We start from the raw sequence: 23,939 nt of genomic DNA on the forward strand, positions 1-23,939 counted from the left end.
GGGGTAGTAATGACAGATATTGACAATAAATATGCTGATGGTTTTCCTTTTTCACGTGAAGGAGAGGACTTTAAGCAAGGCCTATCGTTGATGCGTGAAGTGTTGGGAGAAGAATCCTCTGAGCATATTGAATCTTTGCTGGATAACCCTCTGTTTGGTGATGAGCTGGGCTATGTTTTTTCTAAAACATGGGGAGCTTTATATGAGCGAGAAGGTTTAACGTTAAAAGAAAGGTCGTTGATCTTAATGGGCACTGATTTAGCATTAGGACGTGAAGGGCCGTTAAAAGACCATATGAAGGTCGCGTTGCATGCTGGGATGGAACCTAAGCAAATTATTGAGGTTTTATTCCAAACCGTGTTTTATTTAGGAGCACCTGCAATGGTATTGGGTTTGAAAGTGGCTAATGAGGTTTTGGGCCCAGAAATAAAAGAAATGCTCGAGCAAAAAGAACAACAAAATAGCAATCAATAGGAGCAAAGAATGAGTGATTTAGACATTAGTATGGGGCCTATCAACCATGTGGCAATGGCAGTAAAGGACTGGAGAGTAACCGCAAAAAGCTATGCCAAGTTAATGGGTATAAAAACATGGCGAGTGATGGAAATTTCATCAGATATGATGGAAACATCTGAATATTATGGTGAGCCAGCTGAATTTGTTTGGATATCAGCCTTTGCACGGATGGGCGATACCTTGGTCGAATTATGCGAGCCGGTTTCGGGTAAAACTGTGTTTGATGACTTTGTTAAAGAACACGGGGACGGCATGCAACATGTGGGTGATTTATCACACCCTAACCCTTTAGAGTTAGTTAAAGAATATACTCGCCAAGGGGTAAAGGTTGGAAATTATTGCAATATTGCAGGGGTTGCAGAACTTTATTACTTAGACACACGTGAGCAATTAGGCGGGATGTTCCTAGAGGTGGTTGCACCACCTACATACGCACGAATTGCCGACCTTGGTGAAGATGTTACGTTTGACTAATAACAATAATAATTTTAAGGGGAAATAAATGGCATTAAGCATACCTATAGACGGCTGGCATAGTACCTCCATAGTGGTTCGTGACTACCGCCAAGTGGTAACCAATTACGCACGATTTTTTGGTATTAGTCACTGGGAGGTTTTTCGTTATGACGGTAACCATTTAACAAATACACGCTTTGAAGGTGAATTGGTTGAGCACCGCTTTATACGAGTTATGGGGCGAAATAAAGATTTAGCGATAGAGTTAATACAGCCTATCGACGGGCCATCTAGCTTTCAACATATGTTAGACACAGTTGGCGAAGGCGTACACCATGTTAGCCTGACTCAATCAACGGCCTTTAACGTTGACGCGTTAAATAAAACACTCGATGAACTAGACATTAGTATTCGTCAAACTGGCACCATTTACGACGTGGCAGATGTTTATTTATTAGATACGCGCTCATTGGTGTCCAACGTGATGTTTGAAGTGGTTTGCCCAAAAACAGAAAATTGGCAAGCATCCATGACGCCTGATGAAGTGTTTGATATTGACCTGACGCTATTAGGTCCAAAATTATTACCAACAGCCAATATGTTACACCTTGGGGTGGTTTGTAAAGATAGGGATGTGGCCAAGGCAGGCTTAACGAAATTATTCTCAATGACAGATTGGATTGAATTTAAAATTGAATCGGGTGTCACCATGAGCGACACGACGTACTTTGGTGAACAGGTTTATCATAAATATAATAACCATGTTGGCCGTGTGGGTGAGTTTGCTTTAGAGCTCATTACCCCAGAGTCAGATAAATGCGTGTATCACGATTTTTTAAAAGAGCAGGGTGAAGGCGTGCATCATTTCTTTCCTTCAATGTGCTCAAAGGAAGAGTTTGAAGCTCTTTTGCCGGGTTTAGAAGCGCTAGGTATGCCTATAATCCAAGGCGGTACTATAGATGGGTTGATTGAGTATTATTATATTGATACGCGAGACTATTTATCAGGGGTAACCACCGAAATAGTGATTCCGTTATGTGATGATTGGAAAGAAAAAATGTTTAGCTCAGAGAAAGAAGCGTGGGTACTTTGTGGCTAATTTTAATTAATTACAAACGATCTCATAAAAAAGCCATGCGTTTAACTTAAGCATGGCTTTTTTGTTGCTATCGAGGTGTTCTTAAGTAAGTTATAAACTTTATCAGTGCGAATATTAAGGATGCTCATTAACACCACTTCTAGCCTTCTTGTTTGTGCTAATATGCGCGCTCTGTCCAATAGCTTGGAAGGATTCCTAACGAAGCATTTTGGGCAATACGGATCACACACTCTTATCTCGCATCTTAAATAAAGGCAATAAATATCATGGCTAAAGAAATAGGTCGCAGCAGACGTCTGCGCAAAAAATTATATGTAGGCGAATTCGCTATAATGGGTTTTGAGTTCACCTGTAAAGTTGATATCGACTCTGATACACAATTCGAGGAATTTCTTGAAGCATTCGCGGATGTAGCAGAAGACAAAAACTTGTTAATTAGCCTGGATAACGATGATGAGCAGTTTGAAGGCTTTGTTACCTCACATGACCGTTATGGTTCAGCAACTGAAGAAGACAAAGCAGCCATTGAAGCTGTATTGTTAGCTCACAGCATTGTTAGCGATGTTGAGGTTAGCAAGCTGGTTGACGTGTTTAACGAAAAGTAACATTGGTTACGATCGTGAGGTGCGTATTAATCTTAATAAGCACCTCACGGGTTTTGGCTTGTTCTATGTTGCTTTAGCAGCGCAATAGATGCAATAAACTCAGATGCCAATAAATGAATATTTAGCACAATACCCACCAGCGCTTATTAAGCAGATCAATAAGCTCATTCAGTACAACTACTACGCCTGAATTCAACTCGCCATTTACCATTAACTTTTCTTGGTTTAGCCATCAAAGCCCCCGTTAAAAATAACTTGGCGTAAATTGTGGCGTAAATTGTGGCGTAAATGAAAGGCAAAAGATGCCGTTTAATGCGGTTTATTGCGGAAAGTAAAGAGAGGGTTAAGAGCCTCAAAGCCCTTTAGTAATGGGCTTTGAGGTCTGATTCAGTCCATTGCTGAAAACTTAAGTGGTACCGAGGGCCGGAATCGAACCGGCACTTCCGAAGAAACCGGATTTTGAATCCGGCGCGTCTACCAGTTCCGCCACCCCGGCAAATAAGTGTGGGCATTATAGACAGTTTCAAATTCAAACTCTATTAAAATTTTAATTTAATAGCCTGTTTTGCGCTCGCTGATGAGGGTCGTTCCTGTTAAGATCCGTCGCCATGAAAAAAAGTGACTTTAATTACGACTTGCCCAATGAATTGATTGCTCGCTACCCATTAGAGAAGCGGGTTGATAGCCGTTTGCTGGTGGTGGGTGAGAATGACTTTTCCGACAAGGTTTTTGCTGATTTGCCGACGTTATTGAGAGAAGGGGATCTGTTAGTTTTTAATAATACCCGCGTTATTGCTGCGCGCCTGTTCGGCCATAAAGAAACAGGCGGTAAGTTAGAGATCCTTATTGAACGTGTTATGGGGGATAAGACGGCGTTGGCACATGTTCGTTGTAGTAAATCACCCAAAGCCGGTACCCACATTATTTTAAATGATGGTTATAAGTGTTTGGTTGATGGTCGTGAAGGCGATTTGTTTCAACTTACGTTTGATGACTCGATTGATACTGTGTTGAAGGCCATCGGGCATATGCCATTACCACCTTATATTGATAGGGACGATGAAACGCTGGATATTGAACGCTATCAAACGGTGTTTGGTCGTAAACCTGGGGCAGTTGCTGCGCCAACAGCAGGGCTGCACTTTGATGAGCGCCTGCTTGACGACATAAAATCACTTGGGGTGAACTTTGCTTATGTCACCTTGCACGTTGGTAGTGGTACTTTTCAGCCGGTTAGAGAAGAAAACCTTGCTGACCATATTATGCATAAAGAATGGCTAACGGTAGATGAGCAAACGGTTCAACAAATTGAAGCGACTAAAAAAAATGGTGGGCGTGTTATTGCTGTGGGTACAACGGCGATGCGTTCATTAGAGTCTGCAGCAAAAGAGGGGGCTATTAAGCCTTTTACAGGCGATACAGATTTATTTATTACGCCGGGTTACCACTTTAATGTGGTGGATGCGATGGTAACGAATTTTCATTTGCCTGAATCTACTTTATTAATGTTAGTGAGTGCATTTTCTGGTTATCAGCGAATGAAATTGGCGTATCAACATGCAATAGCCCAACGGTATCGGTTTTTTAGCTATGGTGATGCTATGTTTTTAACAAAAATGTCAGATACAACTGAATAATATGAAATTTAATTTATTAAATACCGATGCTAAGGCCCGCCGTGCACGTTTAACGTTTGACCGCGGTACTATTGAAACCCCCGCTTTTATGCCTGTAGGCACGTACGGTACGGTTAAAGCAATGGCACCAGAGGAGTTATTAGACACCGGTGCTGAAATAGTGCTCGGTAATACGTTTCACTTAATGTTGCGTCCGGGTGTGGAGGTTATTGAAGCGCATGGTGACTTGCATGACTTCATGAACTGGCAAAAACCTATTTTGACTGACTCCGGTGGCTTTCAGGTATTTAGCTTGGATGAAATGCGTAAAATTACAGAGAAGGGTGTTCATTTTCGTTCCCCGGTGGATGGCCGAAAAGTATTTATGGGGCCTGAAGAGTCAATGCAAGTGCAACGGCAATTAGGCTCGGATATTGTAATGATTTTTGACGAATGTACACCGTACCCAGCCACTGAAGAAGAAGCGCGTATATCTATGGAGTTATCGCTACGCTGGGCCAAGCGAAGTAAAGATGCTCATGGCGATAACCCTTCGGCTTTATTTGGTATTGTTCAAGGAGGTATGTATGAAAATTTACGTGACAGGTCATTAGAAGCGCTGAAGCAAATTGATTTTGATGGCTTTGCGATTGGCGGTTTGTCTGTTGGTGAGCCTAAAGACGACCGTGAGCGAGTTTTGGAACATATTGTTCCGGCTATGCCCAGTGATAAACCGCGCTATTTGATGGGCGTGGGTAAACCCGAAGATATTGTTGAAGCGGTGTTAAAAGGCATTGATATGTTTGATTGTGTTATGCCAACACGGAATGCACGTAATGGTTATTTGTTTACCCGTAAAGGCTTAGTGAAAATAAGAAATGAAAAGTATCAATTTGATACCAAGCCAGTTGATGAGGCATGTGAGTGTTATACCTGTAAGAATTATTCGCGTTCCTACTTGCGACATTTAGATAAGTGTAAAGAGATTTTAGGCTCGCGTTTAAATACGATTCATAACCTTCATTATTATCAAGACTTGATGCGTGGCTTACGTCAGGCTATTGAGCAAGAGCGCTTGTTAGAATTTGTGGATGATTTTTATGAGCAGCAAGGCAAAACACGAGATGCTGTGGCATAATGCGTGATTGAGTTAATTCATTAATAAGGAAAAAATATGTTAGATTTTTTAGTTTCAAACGCCATCGCAGCAGATACCGCAGCCGCAACTCAAGAAGCAGCAGCACCAGGGTTCGAAGGATTACTTTTTCCAATTGCGTTAATTGTTATTTTTTACTTTCTTTTAATTCGTCCTCAACAAAAGCGTAATAAGGAACACAAGCAACTTGTTGCAGGCGCTAAGAAAGGCGACGAAATTGTAACCAATGGTGGTTTGCTGGGTAAAATTACAGAAGTGGATGATCATTTTATTACACTTGAAATTGCGCCTAATACATCGGTTCAAGTGATGAAGACTTCAATTTCAACGGTAATGCCTAAAGGCACATACGCATCTGCTGGAAAAGCAAAAAAATAAACTGCCAAACGAGTTATTGTTATGACGAATCATTTTCCTGCTTGGAAGAACTTAATGATAATAATGGCGTTAGTTGTTGCTATTATTTACGCACTACCAAATCTTTACGGTGAAGACCCTTCTGTACAAATTTCGCCTTTGCGTGGTGCGGTCATCAACAGTTCTGTTTTAGCTGATGTAAAAGATCAGCTAGCACAAAATGGTGTTGCCTTATTAAAAGGTGAGTTGAATGACAGCCAAATTTTGTTGCGCTTCAAGCATTCGAATGATCAACTTAAGGCGGTTGATATTATTAAGTCGGTCTTAGGGAATAACTATGTTGTGGCTCTTAATTTGGCGCCAACAACCCCTCAATGGTTGCGTTCGTTAAATGCAGCGCCTATGTATTTAGGCTTGGATTTAAGAGGTGGTGTGCATTTCTTACTGGAAGTGGATATGCAAGCTGCTGAGAAGCAAGCAGTAGACCGTGGTGCGGCTGATTTTCGCCAATATTTGCGCGAAAATAAATTGCGTTATCTAAGCGTTATGGTCAATGGCCACAATGTTGGTATTAAATTTAGAAACCAACAGATTCATGACGAGGCGATCAGCAAATTGGAGTCTCAGTTCCGTACTTGGGACTTTAAGCCTGAAGTTAGCGAGTCCTCAACGCCCACCTTAACGGCAACGATGTCAGATGATGAGTTAATGGACGTAAGAAACTATGCTGTTCAGCAAAATATCATTACGTTAAAAAATCGTGTTAATGAGTTAGGTGTTGCAGAGCCTGTTATTCAAAGACAGGGTGAAAGCCGTATTGTTGTTGAATTACCTGGTGTCCAGGACACGGCTCGTGCAAAAGAGATTTTAGGTGCAACTGCCACACTTGAGTATCATCTGGTTGATACGCAAAATTCAGTGTCATCTGCATTAGCTGGAAGAGTGCCGATTGGTTCTAAGTTATATAACCGTCGAGATGGTGGCCAAATCCTGTTGAAAAAACAGGTTATTGTGACCGGTAATGAGATTGTAGATGCTTCATCAGGGATAGAAGGTGATACAGGCTCCGCGATGGTTTCTGTGTCATTAGATGGTCCGGGTGGTAAAAAAATGAGCAAAACCACACGAGAAAATATTGGTAAACCAATGGCGGTTGTATTTATTGAAAATAGAACCGATATAAAAATGGTTAATGGCGAGCCGGTACGCTACAAAACAGTCGTCGAGGAAGTGATTAATGTGGCGACCATTCGTGGGCACTTTAGTAACCGTTTTCAAACAACAGGCTTAGATAATTCAGCTGAAGCACGTGATCTAGCTTTATTATTAAGAGCAGGTGCCTTGGCTGCGCCGATTGATATTGTTGAAGAGCGCACGGTTGGGCCAAGCCTAGGGCAAGATAATATTGATAAAGGCTTCAATTCTGTGATGATTGGTTTTGTTTTAGTCTTAATTTTTATGGCTATTTATTACAAGACATTCGGCCTTTTTGCCGATGTGGCCTTGGCCTTTAATCTGGTTTTTATCGTTGCTGTATTGTCACTCTTGCAAGCCACGTTAACGCTGCCTGGAATTGCCGGCATTGTGCTAACAGTGGGGATGGCGGTAGATGCTAATGTGCTAATTTTTGAGCGCATTAAAGAGGAGATTAAAAATGGAAACTCACCTCAAGCCAGTATTGCGGCGGGCTACGATAAAGCCTTTTCTACCATTGCGGATGCAAATATCACGACATTGATTGCCGCGATTATCCTTTTCGGTTTTGGTACAGGGCCTATTAAAGGTTTCGCTATTACCTTAAGTATCGGTATTTTAACCTCTATGTTCACCGCTATTATTGGTACGCGTGCATTAGTTAATGTGACTTTTGGTAGTCGTCAAATAGAAAAACTGAAGATTTAAATTATGAGTAATCAACATACAATCAAGATTGATTTTCTAAGTAAACGTAAAATAGCGCTTATTTTTTCTACTCTATTAATTATTGTTTCTATCGCTTCTTTAGCGACCATGGGGTTAAAAAAAGGGATTGATTTTACTGGTGGAACGTTGGTAGAGCTTAGCTTTCCCGAAGCAGTTGAGCTGGAAAGTTTAAGGAATTTGTTAACAGAGGCTAATTTTAGTGGCGCTGTGGTACAACATTTTGGTTCATCAAAAGAAGTGCTTATCCGCTTATTACCGAATGATGCGTTAAATACTGCGGCGTTAAGTAATAAGGTGTTGGCTGCGGTGAATGAGAATTTCTCACAACAAGGTGAGTTAAGACGGGCAGAATTTGTTGGCCCGCAAGTTGGTGAAGAGTTACAAGAAGATGGCGGTTTGGCACTATTATATGCCTTAATCTGTATCCTGATTTATGTCGCTATTCGCTTTGAATATCGCTTTGGCTTAGGCTCTGTGGCGGCACTGGCGCACGACGTTATTATTACCCTTGGTTTCTTTTCTGTTTTTCAGTTTGAATTTGATTTAACAGTACTGGCGGCTATTTTAGCGATTATTGGTTATTCATTGAACGATACTATTGTTGTGTTTGATCGTGTAAGAGAAAACTTTAGAACATTGCGAAAAGGCTCACCGGTTGATGTTGTTAATATCTCGTTAAACCAGACGTTTACTCGAACCGTGATGACCTCGCTAACAACTTTGTTAGTGTTAATGGCATTGTTTGTTTTAGGTGGTGAAATTATTCATGACTTTGCACTTGCGCTGATTGTTGGCGTGTTAATTGGTACCTATTCTTCTATTTATGTTGCTAGCCCCATAACGCTTGCCTTGGGAGTGACGAAAGAAGACCTGATGGTTGTTAAGGTTGATCAAGATGAGTTAGATAAAATTCCTTGATGAGCTGATAATTTGTAATAAAAAAGCCGCTATAAAAGCGGCTTTTTTATTGATCAAGTTTTGTGTGTTGTTTAACTGTTAATTACTTTTTCTGCATGCGGTGTAATTTTGTTTAATAAGGCCTGATGCATTTTAGGGTTGCCACAAACAATGTTACCTGTTTTGTGGAAATCGTGATTATTAGAAAAATCACTAACAACACCACCAGCCTCTTGAATGAGTAAGACGCCAGCAGCAAAATCCCAAGGTTTTAGACCGATTTCAAAAAAACCATCTAGTTTTCCAGCGGCTACATAAGCTAAATCTAAAGAAGCAGCTCCTGCACGTCTAACACCAGACGTGGAAGAGAAAATATCACGAAAGATATCGAGGTAAGGTTCAATATCTTTATCGTTCTTAAAAGGGAAGCCAGTGCCTAGAAATGAACCTTCGATTTTTCGTTGTCGGCCAACACGTAGACGTCTGTTGTTCAGCATTGCTCCTTTACCACGTGTTGCAGTAAATAGGTCTTGACGAACAGGGTCGTAAATTACGGCTTGCTCTACGATATCGCCTCTTTTTAAAGCAATAGATACCGCATAATGCGGAAAACCGTGTATAAAATTCGTGGTTCCATCAAGAGGGTCTATAATCCAAATATATTCAGCGTCTTGATTTAGATAGCCAGATTCTTCGGCTAAAACACCGTGATCGGGATAAGCACTTAATAAGATATTAATAATTTCTTCTTCAGCACGCCGGTCAATTTCTGTGGCGTAATCATTTTGATTTTTAATAGTTATCTTAAGTGTGTCAATTGAGTCAGCTGAACGTATTATAATATCGCCTGCTTGCCTTGCTGCCCTAATGGCAATATTTAACATTGGGTGCATGATGATGCCTAACTATTTATGTGGCGCAAGGATAACAGATACAGCCGGAGGATGTCTTTTGAAAGTCGATGAAAATAACGAAATATTGTCAAATATAAGGATTGTGTTGGTACAAACTTCACATCCTGGGAATATAGGCGCAACAGCGCGGGCCATGAAAAATATGGGGCTTAGTGATTTAGCCTTAGTTAACCCTAAAATATTTCCGAGTTCTGAGGCCACCTCACGTGCGTCTGGTGCCGATGATATTTTGGCAACAGCAAATGTTTATAATAGTTTAAAAGAAGCCTTGGAGCCGTGTGAGTTAGTCTTGGGGGCTAGCGCTAGAATTAGGCATTTGGGTTGGTCAGAGGTTGGCCCTAAAAAAGGCAGTGAATTGGCCATTGCATCGGCAAAGAATGCAAAGGTTGCGTTGGTGTTTGGCCGAGAAAACTCCGGGCTCACGAATGAAGAGTTGGAATTGTGTCAGCACTTATTACATATTCCAACTAATCCAAATTTTAGTTCATTAAACGTTGCATCTGCTGTGCAAGTGTTATGTTATGAGGTGTATTCAGCAGTGATAGGTGAACAGGTAATTGAATCACCTGATGTTGAAGATAGGCCTGCAACCAGCCAAGAGTTTGAAGGTTTTTTTGAGCACCTTTTAAAGACGCTTGAGAAAACAGATTTTCTACAGCTCTATAAAACTAAAAGGCTGCAACAACGCATTAGGCGTATTTTTTACCGTTCTGAACTTAATCGAACAGAGGTGAATATCCTACGTGGCGTGTTAACGGCGATCAATAATAAGATAGATGGAATCAAAAAAGCCTAACGTTGTAAAAAAATGTGTTAATAAAATCACGCACGTTAGAATAGAGTCACTATTAAATAAAAAAGCATTATGTTTAACCAATTAAAAGAAGATATTAATATAGTTTTTGACAGGGATCCTGCGGCACGTAGCAAAATTGAAGTGATCATGACCTACCCCGGGTTTCATGCGCTCCTGCTTCATCGCTTAAATCATTGGCTGTGGGGAGTGAATTTAAAATTTATTTCTCGTTTTATCGCTTATTTTTCACGCTGGTTAACCGGTATAGAAATACACCCTGGTGCGGTGATAGGCAAACGTTTTTTTATTGACCACGGAATGGGCGTCGTGGTTGGCGAAACAGCTGTTATTGGTGATGATTGTACGCTCTATCATGGGGTGACCTTAGGTGGTACGAGTTGGAAAAAGGGTAAGCGACACCCTACGCTAGGTAATGGTGTGGTCGTAGGTGCTGGTGCTAAAGTGCTGGGGCCGATAGAGATAGGTGATAATGCCAGGATTGGCTCTAATGCGGTTGTTGTTAGATCGGTGTCTGCTGACACCACAATCGTCGGTATACCCGGTCGTGTTGCAACCACTGATTCTGTTAAACCAAGTCCTGAGCAAGAAGAGATGGCTAAAAAGATTGGTTTTGACGCATACGGCGCCTCTCAAGAACTACCTGACCCAGTGGCGGTAGCTATTAATAGTATGTTGGAGCATATCCACACAATGGATAAAGAAATGGAACGCATGTGCCATGAAATAAAATCATTGGGTGGTGGAATGGATGATCGGTCGGTCGAAGAAATTAACAGTGAACCAGTTGATGATGGAACAGGTTCTACTTGTCCAGAAGCGCGAGCTAAAGAAGGCTAGAATTTAGAACACTGATGATTTATTTTGATAATAATGCGACATCGCCGATAGATCCTCTTGTTTTTGAAGCGATGGAGCCATTCTTAACGACCTTTTATGGTAACCCTTCCAGTTTGCATCGACACGGGCGGGTGGTTAAAACAGCGATTGAACAAGCAAGGCAACAAGTGGCTAACCTTGTTAATGTGAGTGCTGAGCAAGTTATTTTTACCAGTGGTGGAACCGAGGCAAATAATCTTTGTATCTCAGCGGCTGTTTGTTCGAACAAACAACACCTTTTACTAGGCGCTACAGAGCACCCTTCTGTGGTTGAGCCAATACGCCAGTTGTCAAAAAAAGGTTTCTTTTTTGATCAATTAGCCGTTGATGATAATGGTCTGATCTCAATAGATACACTAAAACGTGGCCTTAGCGAGGACACTGGCCTAGTGAGTATTATGCAGGCTAATAATGAAACTGGTGTGCTTCAAAATATAGCGCCATTAGCTGCGTTGGCTAAAGAAAAGGGCGCTATTGTTCATACGGATGCGGTTCAATCAGTTGGTAAAATACCCGTTGATTTTAATGCATTGGGTGTCAATTTAATGTCTATATCAGGTCATAAAATTTATGGCCCAAAAGGTGTTGGCGCGGTTATTCACGATAAAAAAACGTCGTTAATGCCTATGCTTTATGGTGGTGGGCAAGAAATGAATATAAGGCCCGGTACTGAAAATGCTGCGGCTATTATTGGTTTTGGGCGAGCAGCTGAGTTAGCCCAACAAACGCTGGATAATCGCTCTAGGCACTTGTTAGCTCTTCAGCAAGCATTAGAAGCAGGGGTTAAAGGCATTGAAGGGGTGAGGGTAGTTGCTTCAGATGTTGACCGTCTACCCAATACAAGTCAATTGCTTATTGAATCGGTTGATGGGGAAATGCTTTTGATGCAGCTTGACCAAAAAGGCGTGGCAATCTCAAGTGGTTCAGCCTGTTCAAGCAATAGTAAAAGCCCAAGCGCCGTATTAACGGCGATGGGCGTGCCCGATAAGCGAGCCCTAAGTGCTATTCGTGTAAGTTTGGGGCAACAAAACACTCAACAAGAAGTAGCAGAGTTTGTTTCAATCTTAAAATCGGTTGTGACTCAGTCGGCTTGATGTGAAAAGCACTGGCCAGACTTCTCGCTAAGAATAACGTTAATCAAGTTATTGGCTAATTCAGTCGACGAGCTTAGGTTTTTTTCGTCTTCAGCTGGATGTGTCTTCTTTCTAATCGGTAACATACTGGGGCCTGGAATGAAGACATTACTGACCACAGTCGTCGCTTCTAGCTCATCTGCTAACATGGTGCAGAAAGATTCAAGTGCCACCTTGGAAACACCGTATGCGCCCCAGTAGGCTTTTCCTTGGCGAGCAGAGGAATCAGAAATAAAAGTGATAGATGGTTGTTTAGCCTGATGTAAAAGTGGCAAGCAAACTTTGCTTAGTAACACGGCTGAGTTTAAATTAACCTGTAGAACTTTCTGCCAGATCGAGCCTTCTTGGCTGCCAATGGGGCCAATGATTCCCATATCACAAGCTGCATGAACTATACCATCTAACCTTTTGAATTCATTATAAATAGATTTTATTAATTGCTGGTAAAGCTCTTCGTCTACTTGGCTTAAATCAAAGGGAACAATAGCAGGCGTTGGGTTGCCGGCCTGTTCTATTTCATCATACAAGGCTTCTAATTTCTTTTCATTTCTGCCGGTTAAAACCACTGTTGCACCGAGTTTAGCAAGTGCAAGGGCAGTTTCTCGCCCTAAGCCTCCGGTTGAGCCAGTTACTAAGTAAACGTGATCTTTGAGCGCCTGAGGCTGGAGGTTTATCGGGTTGATTATTATAGGTTTAGTCATCTTTTATATTGCTGATAGGTGTTGGTTTTCGGGTTGCTTTTTCAATGGGTTCTATTTCAGACATGGTTTTGCGTGTTTCTATACCAAGGTCTTTAAATTTACGTGCATTCGGGAAGACTTGCCGCTCTAAAGAGCCCACCGCTTTGTTGTAATGATCTACGCTTTTCTCTAAGGAGCTACCAATTTTACTGATGTGCTCTACAAAGGTTGTTAGTCTGGAGTACATTTCTTCACCGAGTTTTCGAATCGCTTCGGCGTTTTCGCTACTGGCTTGTTGGCGCCAACCAAATGCTATTGCTCTTAGTAAGGCGACCAAGCTGGTGGGCGTTGCTAAGATAACGTGTTGAGCGAGTGCATCTTCAAGTAGTGAGTGGTCTTGCTCTAAGGCGGCACTAAGAAATTGGTCGCCGGGTATAAATAGAACAACGAAGTCGGGTGTATTTTTAAACTGTGACCAGTAAGCCTTTTTCGATAGCTCTTTGACTCGATCCCTTACTTGCTTTGCGTGTCGGATAAGGTGTGCTTTTCGTTCGCCATCTTTGCTTTGTTCGGTAGCCGATAGATAGGCGTCAAGAGGTGTTTTAGCATCAACAACAATATCGCGTTGGTCTGGCATGCGAATGATCATATCAGGTCGCATAGCACCTTCTTGGGTGTTTAAGTTTTCTTGTTCAAAGAAGTCACAGTGCTCTACCAGCCCGGCTAATTCGGCAAGACGCTTTAAGGTTAGTTCGCCCCATTGGCCACGGACTTCAGGCCGTCTTAGGGCTTGAACAAGATTTCGTGTTTCACTGTGTAACTGGTGCTGGGTTTCAGTCATATTTTGTAAATATTGACTGATTGAGCCGTGAGTTTGTTGTCGATCGGCCTCTAGTTTTTTGAGTTGTTCATCGGTTTGTTTAAGTATCTCTTTAATCGGAGAGACCATCTCGCTAAAGGCTCTCTCTTTTTCATTTAAGCGCGTTTCGACGGTCATTTGTTGTTTGCTAAAGTTTTCTCTAGCAAGTTTTAGAAACTCTTCATTATTGTCTCGTAATGCTTGACTGGATAAGGCAGAAAAACTATCGCGAAAGTTTTGCATCATACTGTCTTCATCGGCCTTCGTTTTTTCTCTTAACTCCTTTTCAATGGCTTGGCGTGTTTCATGCGTCAGTAATTCTTTTTTAAGTGCTGTGTTAGTGCGTAACATGAGCAAATAACCGCCAATAAGGCCTATGACGATGCCACCTAAAAGGAAAAAAATATCGTTAATGCCAGCCATGATTAATTGATGCGCTTAGAGTAAGGGTTGTAGAGATGTTAATAAATCGGCGGGTTTATCAATATATCTATCAGCTTGCCAGTCATTAAAGTCAATACTGTCTGGAATGTAACCGAAGGTACAGGCTATTGTTTTTAGGCCAGCTAATCGACCTGCACGAATATCACGTTCTGCATCACCAAGATAGAGTGCGTTCATGGGTAAAACATCCAGCTGTTTACAGGCTAATAAAATAGATTCGGGGTGTGGTTTTGGGTGGTTGACCTGATCAGCGCAAACGATACAACTGGCTCTATTAATTAGCGCTAATTTCTCTAAGAGGGGCAGTGTTAAATAGGCTGGTTTATTCGTCACAATACCCCAAGGGATTTGATGTTTTTCAAGAAACAGTAAGCTGTCTTCAAATCCATCAAATAGTGTTGATTCATTAGCAATGTTTTGTTGGTAATGGCCAAGTAAGGATGCTTTAATTTTTTCATGCTGGTCACTGGATAGGGCAGACCCAAAGCCGAGCTCTATTAAACCATTAGCACCGTTTGAGACGATAGGCCGTATCGTTTCATAAGGTAACGCTGGCTGATTGTTTTGTACTAAGGCGACATTTAATGCGGCGGCAAGGTCTGGCGCGGTATCGACTAAGGTGCCATCAAGGTCAAATAAAACCGCATCGACTTGCCAATCATGCATTGCAATGGACATAATGGTTTAGACCGTCTTTTTAAAGACGCAAATGTAATTCACACTGATGTCATCGGACATAGAGAAGGACTTGTTAAAAGGGTTGTATTCAATACCTCGGCTATCTTCCAGTGTTAAACCTGCTTGTCGTGCCCATAAGGCTAGTTCGGAAGGTTTTATGAAGCTGGCATAATCATGTGTGCCTTTGGGCATCATGCCGAGGATGTATTCGGCACCGATAATGGATAATAGGTAGGCCTTTGGGTTTCTATTTAGGGTGGATAGGAAAACGTAGCCGCCCGGTTTAACGAGTGTTGAACACGCGTTAATAATTGCTACCGGGTCAGGAACATGTTCGAGCATTTCCATGCAGGTAACACAGTCAAATTGCTCCGGTTTTTGGCTGGCCAATGCTTCAACACTGATGTGCTGGTAATTGACGGAAACACCGCTGTCTAAACTATGAAGGTCAGCAACGTCTAGCAGTTCTTTGCCTAAATCAATACCCGTTACATTAGCGCCTTTAAGCGCCATTGATTCAGATAAAATACCGCCGCCACAGCCAACATCTAAAACATCTTTGCCGGACAACGAAACTGTTTTATCAACTAAGTTAAGACGCAACGGGTTAATTTGATGCAGTGTTTTAAAGTTGCCCTCGGTGTCCCACCACTGGGAAGCCATAGCGCTAAATTTTTCGATTTCACTTGGGTTTACATTGTCTTTAGTCTGCGTCATTTGATTATTTTACACCGCTTTATTGGGTTGATGATGAAACGGGTTAATTTTTCTTTGCCAGTGTTTTACTTTTTCAATTAGCTGGGCTTCATCCAGGGTGGTTAATTGCTGATCTTGCATTAAACGTTGGCCAGCTACCCATACATCAGTAATTTGAGAGCGGTTTGCAGAATAAATCAGTGTAGAAATGACATCATAAATAGGTTGAGTTTCAATGCTATTAAGATTTATTGCGAACATATCGGCTTGTTTTCCAATTTCAAGGGAGCCTATTTTTTTATCTAACCGTAGGGCCTTCGCGCCGTTTATGGTAGCCATACGCAAAGCAGTTTTTGCGGGTAATGCATCTGCTTGTTTAGTGCGGCCTTTGGTTAACAGCGCAGCCGTTTTGGTTTCACCCAACATATCAATATCATTGTTGCTAGCCGAACCGTCTGTTCCAATAGCAATATTAATATTTGACGTGATTAATTCATTAACAGGGCAAAAACCACTGGCAAGTTTTAAGTTTGATTCGGGGCAATGTATAACATTAACGCGGTGTTCGGCGATTAACTGAATATCGGTGGCGCTTAGGTGGGTCATATGTATGGCCATTAAGTCGGGGTTTAATAGGCCAAGATTGTTTAATCGTGCGATAGGGCTTACACCATGTTTGGCAATTGACTGTTCGACTTCATCTTCTGTTTCGTGTAAATGAATATGCATCGCCAAGCCCAGTTCATCCATGATGGGTTGAATGGTTTTTAAAGAATCATCACAAACGGTATAAGGGGCGTGCGGGGCAAAGGTAAAATGAATGAGTTCATTGCTACGGAAGTGATCATGAACTGCAAGGCCTTTACTGATATATTCATTTAAATCTTTAGCCCAACGCGTTGGGAAATCTATAACCGGAATACCAAGGCAGGCTCTTATACCCGTGTTCGAGACGGCAGTTGCAGTCTGGTCGATAAAGAAGTACATGTCATTAAAACAGGTTGTGCCGCCCCTAATCATTTCTGCAATGGCAAGCTCAGTACCATCTTTGACAAAATCACTATCGGCTAAAGCTGTTTCAGCAGGCCAGATGTGGTCGTTTAGCCATTCGTCTAGCGGTAAATCATCAGCAAGGCCCTTTAAGAGGCTCATAGCCGCATGGGTGTGCGCATTTATAAAACCGGGTGCTAAGGCGTGATCGTTACATTCTATTAGTTCAACGGGGCTGTATTTCTTCGCATCTTGTTGAGGTAAAACATCAATAATAATATCGTCTTGAATGATAACAGCGTGATTTTCTAAAACGTTATCGTCAGCATCTACGGTGATAACCCAGCGGGCATTAATTTGAAGACTTACTTGCATAATTAAGTGATGAAACCAGAAACGTTAATATAGGGCGCCATTCGCTCCGCTAGATGACGCGATAATAGTAAGTGTTAAATAGGGCCAGCAGTCATGACGTGACAATAAAGTATAGCCAGATCTAAACAGTACGCAAGCCCTAGCCATTTGATAAAAAAGTAGGCTCAAAAGTGTTGTTAGCGCCGGATAGTAGCTTTTTGGTTCAGCGGCGATTTTTGTATTAAAAGCTGGGTTTTTGGCGAGGCATTAGTGAAGACAGGGTGCTAACAATTGATAACGTGTCATGAGTTGAGCCAAATATTAACGATTGTGACCGAAAAAAAGGTGCTTGAAGCGCCAGATGACAGTAAAATGAAGGCTTTAATTAATTAGCATTAATGGTAAATTTAATGGCTCAACTTCTGGCAATAGCAGCAGGTGGATCAGTTGGCGCAGTGATGCGCTTTATTGTATCGACGGGCATATATAGCTGGCTTGGCCGTGGGTTCCCTTACGGAACCTTGGTTGTTAATGTTATTGGTTCGTTATTAATGGGGTTGTTGTACGAACTATTTTTGCAGCGTTTGTCGGTTTCACCTGAAGTAAGAGCAGTGTTATTGGTTGGCTTTTTGGGTGCGTTTACAACATTTTCTACCTTCTCAATAGAGACCATTAATTTAATTGAGCAAGGTTATGTAATAAAGGCCATTGTTAATGTTTTAGCCAGCGTCATTTTATGCGTGCTAGCTGCTTGGGTTGGCCTGCTAATCGCGAGGCAATTATGAAAACAGAATCAGTCAGAATCGCTCGAATTTATTTAACCGAAGCGGATCATCAGCTTAATAAAATTATGCAATACCTTCATGATCATGAAAGCATCTCTGGCGCAACGGCTTATAGAGGCGTTGAGGGCTATGGCTTATCGGGAAAGATGCATGACTCGTCGTTAATTGATTTGTCGTTTGATTTGCCTGTTACCATTGAATTTTTTGATCAATCAGAAAAAGTGTTGATGGCAATTAAACATGTAAAAGAAAACTTCAATGTCAGTCAAACCCTTAGTTGGTTAGCTGAACACCACCACTAAACTAAATTTAAAAAGGAAAGCTACATGCTTGACCCACAGCTTTTAAGAAACAACCCTGAAGAAGTGAAAACAGCCATGCAACGTCATGGTGCTGATTTGGATCTAGAGGTATTTAATGCGCTTGAAACACAGCGTAAAGATATTCAAGTGAAAACTCAAAACTTACAAAACGAACGTAATAAACGCTCCAAGTCGATAGGCATGGCGAAAGCCAAAGGCGAAGATATTCAGCCTTTATTAGACAGTGTTTCTCAATTAGGTGATGAGTTAAAAGCCGCTGAAACGGAATTACAGGGAATCCAATCTAAATTGCAGGCTATTCAGCTCTCATTACCCAATATTCTTGCTGATGATGTACCACTCGGTAAAGATGAAGAGAATAACGTTGAGCTTCGTAAATGGGGCGTGATACCGCAGTACGATTTTGACGTTAAAGACCATGTGGATTTGGGTCAATCATTGGCGGGAATAGATTTTGAAGCCGGTGCAAAAATAGCGGGTTCACGTTTTGTTACCCTATCGGGTCCATTAGCTAGGCTTCAACGTGCATTGACGCAGTTTATGTTAGATATGCATGTCGATCAGCATGGGTATAAAGAAACTTATGTGCCATACCTTGTTAATAAAGACAGTTTGTTAGGAACGGGGCAGTTACCTAAGTTTGAAGAAGATTTATTTAAAATTTCAGACGACTCGCCGTATTATTTAATTCCAACGGCAGAAGTGCCTGTTACGAATTTAGTGCGTGATGAGATTGTCGCTGCCGACCAAATGCCGCTAAAGTTTGTTGCCCATACGCCTTGTTTTAGAAGTGAGGCAGGCGCCTATGGTAGGGATGTAAGAGGCATGATTCGCCAACATCAGTTTGAAAAAGTTGAGTTGGTTCAAGTGGTCAAGGCGTCTGATTCTGAACAGGCTCATGAACAGTTAACTCAACATGCAGAGAGTATTTTGCAAGCGTTGAACTTGCCTTACCGCCTCATGTTGTTGTGCTCAGGTGATACTGGCTTTTCGGCAACAAAAACCTATGATCTTGAGGTTTGGTTACCTGGTCAAGAGGCGTATCGCGAAATTTCATCGTGTAGTAATTTTAATGATTTTCAAGCACGCCGGTTAAAAGCGCGCTGGCGTAACCCAGAAACAGGTAAACCAGAGTTAGTGCATACGATTAATGGTTCGGGTTTAGCGGTAGGTCGGACGTTAATTGCCGTGATGGAGAATTATCAGCAAGCCGATGGGTCCATTAAAGTCCCTGATGCTTTACAACCTTATATGGGAAAAGTCACCTCGATTACGTTGTAAATAATCGAAGCATAAAAAAAGCCCCTAAAAGGGGCTTTTTTTATGGGTAAAGCTAAAGACTACTCACGACCACTTACTGCACCGAGTATGTGTAAAAGGCTAGTGAATAAGTTGAATAAACTAATGTATAGCGACACGGTTGCCATAATATAGTTGGTTTCACCACCATGAATAATTTCGCTAGTTTGATAAAGAATCATGCCGGACATCAACATAATAAACATAGCAGAAACACCCAAAGATAAAGCAGGGATGTTAAAGATCATAGCGCCAATGCCTGCTAAGAAAGCCACTAAAATACCCACCATTAAAAAACCAGAAATAAAGCTAAAGTCTTTTTTAGTGGTTAGTGCGTAGCTAGATAAGCCTAGAAAAATAACACCTGTGCCGCCTAACGATGTCATGATCAGCTCATGACCGTTTGAAAAGGCACTGATATACATATTAAGGATAGGACCGAGTGTTATTCCCATAAAGCCGGTTAAAGCAAATACGCAAACAATACCCATAGAGCTATTTCTAAATTTTGTTGTTAGCCATAGTAAGCCAAAGTAGCCGACTAATGTAATGATCAACCCAGGGTGTGGAAGGTTTAAGCTCATTGATAATGCAGCAGTACCTGCACTAAAGAGTAATGTCATGGCAAGTAGCATATAGGTGTTTTTTAACACCTTATTGGTAGCTAAAATACTCTCTTCACTACGAGAAATAGATTGATTAAATTGGTTCACTTAAAATACCTCATTGATAATTAAAAAATGCTCAACAGATATGACTCTGTACCGCATAGAAGGTTCAATCTTACGTATTCAATAAAATACTTCAAGTCTTTTAACAATTCCGCTGGAAAAAATCCTCAGACTTAAGTAATATGCGCGGCTTGAAAGCAAAACATTTAATGATTGCTCTCAATATAATCGCTTAAAACTGGAGAGATGGCAGAGCGGTTGAATGCACCGGTCTTGAAAACCGGCAAGGGGTCAAACCCTTCCAGGGTTCGAATCCCTGTCTCTCCGCCATTCAATAGCCCTATGTATCTGATACGTAGGGCTTTTTTTATGCCTTAACAAAAAGTAAACCATTAGAAATACGGACAGTCAGTTTGTTTTTTTCTACTAAAAAAGCCTATCTACAAAACTAAAATCATCGTTGTGGCCGACTACAAAGCACATAGAGGTTCTGATACTATTAAATCGAACATCCTTTGGCCGCGCGCAAGAGGTAAACATAAAGGAGATTTAGAGTTTGGATATTGTCTGGGTAATAGTATCGACCATTTTGGTGTTTGTTATGCAAGCGGGCTTTTTGTGTTTAGAAAGCGGGCTTGTTAGAAGTAAAAACAGCATTAATGTCGCGGCCAAGAATATTAGTGACTTTATCGTGTCGAGTAGTCTGTACTGGTTGTTTGGATTCGGTTTAATGTTTGGAGATAGTCAATGGGGCTTGTTTGGATGGTCTGATTTTGCATTCGCTGAACCAGCAGATACAAAACTCATCGCAATATTCTTATTCCAAATGATGTTTTGTGGCACGGCTGCGACGTTAGTTTCTGGCGCCGTCGCTGAGCGCATGAGTTTTATGGGGTATATGGTAGTAACGGTGACAATAGCACTGTTTATTTACCCTTTTGTTGGTCATTGGGCTTGGGCAGGAATCATTACGGGTGAGCCGATAGGCTGGCTTGAAAAAATTGGCTTCGTTGATTTTGCGGGTTCAACCGTTGTGCATTCTGTAGGTGGTTGGGTAGCACTGGCGGCAGTATTAGTTATTGGGCCTCGTATAGGGCGATTTACCGGCAGTGCTAGCGCTATTCCAGGTAGTAGTATCCCAACAGCTATATTGGGTTGTTTATTAATTTGGCTGGGCTGGTTTGGTTTTAATGGCGGCAGTACATTAGCTTGGAATAACTCAGTTCCACTTATTTTATTAAATACATGCCTTGCTGCTTTGGCCGGTGGGGTGGTTGCGACGATGTTAAAGCTTCGTGCAGAACATTATATTGAGGTTGATCAAATAATTAATGGTGTTCTAGGTGGTTTAGTGTCTATTACCGCCAGTTGTCATATTGTGAGCACAGGAGGGGCTGTCATGATTGGCGCCGTTGCCGGCTCAGTTGTTTTTTTTGGTGAGAAGTACCTGGCCGATAAGAAAATCGATGATGCTATTGGCGTAGTGCCTGTTCATTTATTTGCTGGGGTTTGGGGAACAATCGCGTTACCTTTTTTTGCGCTGCCGGCTAAACTTCAAAATGATCTTTCAGTGTGGGAACAATTAGGGACCCAATTAATTGGGGTCGTCAGTGTTGGTTTTTATAGTTTTGGCCTTGCATATGTAGTATTTAGTTTGGTTAACAAGGTTTACTCGTTAAGAGTCAGTGAGCAAGATGAGTTAAGAGGCCTAAATGTTGCTGAACATAATATAAGCACCGAAGTTTTTGACTTGCTAAGCGCCATGCATAAACAGCAGGAAAAAGCAGATTTTTCAACTCAAGTAGCCGTTGAGCCCTATACCGAGGTGGGGCAAATAGCCGAAAAATATAATCACGTTATTGACCAGGTTAACGAAGAAATTAAACAGCGAGATGAGGCCTTCTTAGCATTTAAACAAAGTGAACGTAGAAAGGGTGCTATTTTAGATGCAGCAATGGATTGCATTATTGGCATTGATTCGAAAGGCAGGATTCAAAGCTTTAATCCTGCGGCAGAGCGTTGCTTTGGTCAAACAGCGGGTGCGATTATTAACCGTAGCTTTTTTAAGCTGTTTACAAGAGACCGGGTTCAGGAGTTAAATTCAGCGAGTTTAGACGAGGGCTTTTTGCTAACCAGTGGGTGGGTTCTGGAGCGTAGGAATATGACAGAATTACAACGTTATGACGGAGAGTCTTTTCCTGCCGAAGTAGTAGTGACTCGAACGGTTAGCATAGCGAGTGAACCATTGGAGTATACGCTACATATTCGCGATTTGAGCGAACAAACTAAGTTACAAAAACGTTTAGAAACCTTAGCGTTTAATGATTCGCTAACTGGTTTATATAATAGAGCCGCCTTTATTCGTGAGCTTGAAAGACGAATTAATTACCATAAATCTCATGCTGGAGTGGTGGCGTTAATGTTTTTAGATTTAGACCGCTTTAAAAAAGTCAATGATGTTTTTGGCCATAAGGTAGGCGATCAATTGCTTTGTGAGGTGGGTAAGAGACTCAGTGGAGTAGTACGTGGTAATGACTTGGTGGGTCGTTGGGGTGGCGATGAGTTTGTTGTGGCGATAAGTGGTGCCTTGGATGAGGAAGCTATTAATAGTAAAGCAACAGAAATTCTTCATGTAATGCGTGAAACGGTTGAACTGCCTGGGCATACGCTAAATGTGTTAACAAGCATTGGGGTCGCTTTTTCGGTTGATGGTGAACGATCAGCGGATCGTTTACTACAGTGCGCTGATGTTGCCATGTATCAGGCAAAAAAATTGGGTAGGGACAATTTTTGTTTTTATACCGAGGAAATGGGGCTGTTTGTACGCAAACGAATTCAAATTGAAGCTGACCTTCCTGATGCTATTTCTCAAAATCAATTACTATTAAATTACCAACCTAAAGTATCGTGTTTAACGAACGAAGTTGTAGGTTTTGAAGTGTTATTACGTTGGTTGCACCCAGAGTTTGGCTTGATTCCCCCAGGAGATTTTATTCCGGTTGTTGAATCATCTGGTTTGATTGTTGATGTTGGTGAGTGGGTGCTAACCGAAGTTGCACGTCAGTTAGTTGAATGGCGTAAGGCAGGTTATGAGTTATTGCCGGTCGCTGTCAATATTTCAGGTTTTCATTTACATGATGAGTCACTGTCGTTATTTATAAAAGCGTTGGCGCATCAGTATCAACTTAACCCAAGCCTATTAGAGGTGGAGATAACCGAAAATGCTTTAACTGGCGATACTGATAGTAGTATTGCAACGATGACCGAGTTAAAAAAGTTGGGTATTAAATTATCTGTGGATGACTTTGGTACGGGGTATTCATCGTTAAGTTATTTGAAGAAATTTCCAATTGATGTATTGAAAATTGACCGTTCATTTATTAATGAGTGCGCTTATAACCCTGATGATGCCGCTATTTGTATGGCGATTATTTCACTTGCTAAAAGTTTAGGGCTTAAAATAGTGGCTGAAGGTGTTGAATCGCTAGAGCAGTTAGAATTTATACAACAGCAAGGCTGTGATATTTATCAGGGCTACCTATACAGTAGGCCACTTCCTGCTAGTGATGTTGAGGTCCTTTTAAAAAGGCCTTAATGGCTGGTTAACAGTAGTAATGACTCGAAATATTTTGTTTCAAAGAAGTGTCACATAGGTGTTTAACCATTTAGGTCGAGGCTTAACGTTTTGACATTAATGTTGAGTCAATTATTTGTTTTTATAATATACAAAGTTATTGTATTATAACAAGCGTTAGATGGCGTTCAGTGCTATTTACCAACGAGGCTTTATGCCTC

At 41.5% G+C, this 23,939-nt stretch carries 23 protein-coding genes and 2 tRNA genes; 17 read left to right on the top strand and 8 right to left on the bottom strand.

The genetic code is table 11. From position 1 onward, the window contains the following. Positions 1 to 9: 9 nt before the first annotated feature. The 4 genes from CPC19_RS06230 (at position 10) to CPC19_RS06245 (ending at position 2,676) form a co-directional block, all read left to right on the top strand. A complete protein-coding gene (locus CPC19_RS06230; RefSeq protein ID WP_016390153.1) occupies positions 10 to 474 on the top strand; it encodes a carboxymuconolactone decarboxylase family protein in 465 nt (154 codons plus the stop codon). 9 nt (positions 475 to 483) lie between these two features. Next, positions 484 to 990 carry a VOC family protein gene (locus CPC19_RS06235; protein ID WP_016390154.1) on the top strand — a complete coding sequence of 169 codons (507 nt, stop codon included), beginning with the start codon at positions 484 to 486 and terminating at the stop codon, positions 988 to 990. Between the two features lie 28 nt (positions 991 to 1,018). Further along, positions 1,019 to 2,071: a VOC family protein gene (locus tag CPC19_RS06240; protein ID WP_016390155.1), complete on the top strand. Its 1,053-nt coding sequence runs from the start codon at positions 1,019 to 1,021 to the stop codon at positions 2,069 to 2,071. A gap of 266 nt (positions 2,072 to 2,337) precedes the next feature. Continuing rightward, positions 2,338 to 2,676 carry a YggL family protein gene (locus tag CPC19_RS06245; RefSeq protein ID WP_016390156.1) on the top strand — a complete coding sequence of 113 codons (339 nt, stop codon included), beginning with the start codon at positions 2,338 to 2,340 and terminating at the stop codon, positions 2,674 to 2,676. A gap of 411 nt (positions 2,677 to 3,087) precedes the next feature. On the opposite strand, the gene CPC19_RS06250 is transcribed toward CPC19_RS06245, so the two are convergent. Then, a tRNA-Leu gene (locus CPC19_RS06250) sits at positions 3,088 to 3,172 on the bottom strand. Positions 3,173 to 3,284: 112 nt separating this feature from the next. On the opposite strand from CPC19_RS06250, the gene queA reads away from it, so the two are divergent. Genes queA through secF form a run of 5 tightly spaced genes read left to right on the top strand, consistent with a single transcriptional unit; the run spans position 3,285 to position 8,646 of the window. After that, positions 3,285 to 4,313, top strand: coding sequence for a tRNA preQ1(34) S-adenosylmethionine ribosyltransferase-isomerase QueA (queA, locus tag CPC19_RS06255; protein WP_016390157.1), 1,029 nt, complete (start codon positions 3,285 to 3,287; stop codon positions 4,311 to 4,313). A gap of 1 nt (position 4,314) precedes the next feature. Beyond that, positions 4,315 to 5,430, top strand: a complete 1,116-nt coding sequence (tgt, locus tag CPC19_RS06260; protein WP_015006074.1) for a tRNA guanosine(34) transglycosylase Tgt — start codon at positions 4,315 to 4,317, stop codon at positions 5,428 to 5,430. A gap of 36 nt (positions 5,431 to 5,466) precedes the next feature. Then, positions 5,467 to 5,826 carry a preprotein translocase subunit YajC gene (yajC, locus tag CPC19_RS06265; protein ID WP_015006073.1) on the top strand — a complete coding sequence of 120 codons (360 nt, stop codon included), beginning with the start codon at positions 5,467 to 5,469 and terminating at the stop codon, positions 5,824 to 5,826. 21 nt (positions 5,827 to 5,847) lie between these two features. Further along, complete coding sequence (gene secD, locus CPC19_RS06270; RefSeq protein WP_015006072.1) at positions 5,848 to 7,707, top strand: protein translocase subunit SecD; 1,860 nt, start codon at positions 5,848 to 5,850, stop codon at positions 7,705 to 7,707. 3 nt (positions 7,708 to 7,710) lie between these two features. After that, positions 7,711 to 8,646 (top strand): protein translocase subunit SecF, encoded by a 936-nt coding sequence (gene secF, locus CPC19_RS06275; protein ID WP_016390159.1) that lies wholly within the window; start codon positions 7,711 to 7,713, stop codon positions 8,644 to 8,646. A gap of 71 nt (positions 8,647 to 8,717) precedes the next feature. Here secF and CPC19_RS06280 read toward each other — a convergent pair whose 3' ends face one another. Beyond that, positions 8,718 to 9,518 carry an inositol monophosphatase family protein gene (locus CPC19_RS06280; protein ID WP_016390160.1) on the bottom strand — a complete coding sequence of 267 codons (801 nt, stop codon included), beginning with the start codon at positions 9,516 to 9,518 and terminating at the stop codon, positions 8,718 to 8,720. A 58-nt stretch (positions 9,519 to 9,576) separates the two neighbouring features. Between CPC19_RS06280 and CPC19_RS06285 the strand changes: the two genes are divergently transcribed. The 3 genes from CPC19_RS06285 to CPC19_RS06295 all read left to right on the top strand — a co-directional run bounded on the left by CPC19_RS06285 (position 9,577) and on the right by CPC19_RS06295 (position 12,326). Continuing rightward, positions 9,577 to 10,335, top strand: coding sequence for an RNA methyltransferase (locus tag CPC19_RS06285; RefSeq protein WP_232228598.1), 759 nt, complete (start codon positions 9,577 to 9,579; stop codon positions 10,333 to 10,335). A 69-nt stretch (positions 10,336 to 10,404) separates the two neighbouring features. Further along, positions 10,405 to 11,193 carry a serine O-acetyltransferase gene (cysE, locus tag CPC19_RS06290; RefSeq protein WP_015006068.1) on the top strand — a complete coding sequence of 263 codons (789 nt, stop codon included), beginning with the start codon at positions 10,405 to 10,407 and terminating at the stop codon, positions 11,191 to 11,193. Positions 11,194 to 11,207: 14 nt separating this feature from the next. Continuing rightward, positions 11,208 to 12,326 carry a cysteine desulfurase family protein gene (locus CPC19_RS06295; RefSeq protein WP_016390162.1) on the top strand — a complete coding sequence of 373 codons (1,119 nt, stop codon included), beginning with the start codon at positions 11,208 to 11,210 and terminating at the stop codon, positions 12,324 to 12,326. Here the strand turns inward: CPC19_RS06295 and CPC19_RS06300 are convergent. Genes CPC19_RS06300 through CPC19_RS06320 form a run of 5 tightly spaced genes read right to left on the bottom strand, consistent with a single transcriptional unit; the run spans position 12,314 to position 17,087 of the window. After that, positions 12,314 to 13,066: an SDR family NAD(P)-dependent oxidoreductase gene (locus tag CPC19_RS06300; protein WP_016390163.1), complete on the bottom strand. Its 753-nt coding sequence runs from the start codon at positions 13,064 to 13,066 to the stop codon at positions 12,314 to 12,316. The two genes, CPC19_RS06295 and CPC19_RS06300, sit on opposite strands and share 13 nt — an antisense overlap. Next, positions 13,059 to 14,327: a DNA recombination protein RmuC gene (locus tag CPC19_RS06305; RefSeq protein WP_016390164.1), complete on the bottom strand. Its 1,269-nt coding sequence runs from the start codon at positions 14,325 to 14,327 to the stop codon at positions 13,059 to 13,061. The genes CPC19_RS06300 and CPC19_RS06305 overlap by 8 nt, the downstream gene beginning before the upstream one ends. 15 nt (positions 14,328 to 14,342) lie before the next feature. Next, positions 14,343 to 15,026 (bottom strand): HAD-IA family hydrolase, encoded by a 684-nt coding sequence (locus CPC19_RS06310; protein WP_015006064.1) that lies wholly within the window; start codon positions 15,024 to 15,026, stop codon positions 14,343 to 14,345. Between the two features lie 6 nt (positions 15,027 to 15,032). Next, positions 15,033 to 15,743, bottom strand: coding sequence for a bifunctional 2-polyprenyl-6-hydroxyphenol methylase/3-demethylubiquinol 3-O-methyltransferase UbiG (gene ubiG / locus CPC19_RS06315; protein WP_015006063.1), 711 nt, complete (start codon positions 15,741 to 15,743; stop codon positions 15,033 to 15,035). A gap of 9 nt (positions 15,744 to 15,752) precedes the next feature. Continuing rightward, a complete protein-coding gene (locus CPC19_RS06320; protein WP_016390165.1) occupies positions 15,753 to 17,087 on the bottom strand; it encodes a TRZ/ATZ family hydrolase in 1,335 nt (444 codons plus the stop codon). Positions 17,088 to 17,476: 389 nt separating this feature from the next. Between CPC19_RS06320 and crcB the strand changes: the two genes are divergently transcribed. Genes crcB through serS form a run of 3 tightly spaced genes read left to right on the top strand, consistent with a single transcriptional unit; the run spans position 17,477 to position 19,455 of the window. Then, entirely contained in the window at positions 17,477 to 17,851 is a 375-nt protein-coding gene (gene crcB, locus CPC19_RS06325; RefSeq protein WP_015006061.1) for a fluoride efflux transporter CrcB, read from the top strand. Beyond that, complete coding sequence (locus CPC19_RS06330) at positions 17,848 to 18,153, top strand: DUF190 domain-containing protein (protein WP_015006060.1); 306 nt, start codon at positions 17,848 to 17,850, stop codon at positions 18,151 to 18,153. The genes crcB and CPC19_RS06330 overlap by 4 nt, the downstream gene beginning before the upstream one ends. 24 nt (positions 18,154 to 18,177) lie before the next feature. Next, on the top strand, positions 18,178 to 19,455 hold the full coding sequence (gene serS, locus CPC19_RS06335; RefSeq protein ID WP_016390167.1) for a serine--tRNA ligase: 1,278 nt from the start codon (positions 18,178 to 18,180) through the stop codon (positions 19,453 to 19,455). Between the two features lie 59 nt (positions 19,456 to 19,514). Here the strand turns inward: serS and CPC19_RS06340 are convergent, their stop codons facing one another. Beyond that, positions 19,515 to 20,186 (bottom strand): Bax inhibitor-1/YccA family protein, encoded by a 672-nt coding sequence (locus CPC19_RS06340; RefSeq protein WP_015006058.1) that lies wholly within the window; start codon positions 20,184 to 20,186, stop codon positions 19,515 to 19,517. Positions 20,187 to 20,384: 198 nt separating this feature from the next. Here CPC19_RS06340 and CPC19_RS06345 point away from each other — a divergent pair. Both CPC19_RS06345 and amt read left to right on the top strand, forming a co-directional pair. After that, a tRNA-Ser gene (locus tag CPC19_RS06345) sits at positions 20,385 to 20,474 on the top strand. A 226-nt stretch (positions 20,475 to 20,700) separates the two neighbouring features. Beyond that, complete coding sequence (gene amt, locus CPC19_RS06350) at positions 20,701 to 23,739, top strand: ammonium transporter (RefSeq protein ID WP_016390168.1); 3,039 nt, start codon at positions 20,701 to 20,703, stop codon at positions 23,737 to 23,739. Positions 23,740 to 23,939 lie beyond the last annotated feature (200 nt).

It is taken from the genome of Cycloclasticus sp. PY97N (assembly GCF_002443175.1).
In the GTDB taxonomy this organism is placed as follows: domain Bacteria; phylum Pseudomonadota; class Gammaproteobacteria; order Methylococcales; family Cycloclasticaceae; genus Cycloclasticus; species Cycloclasticus pugetii.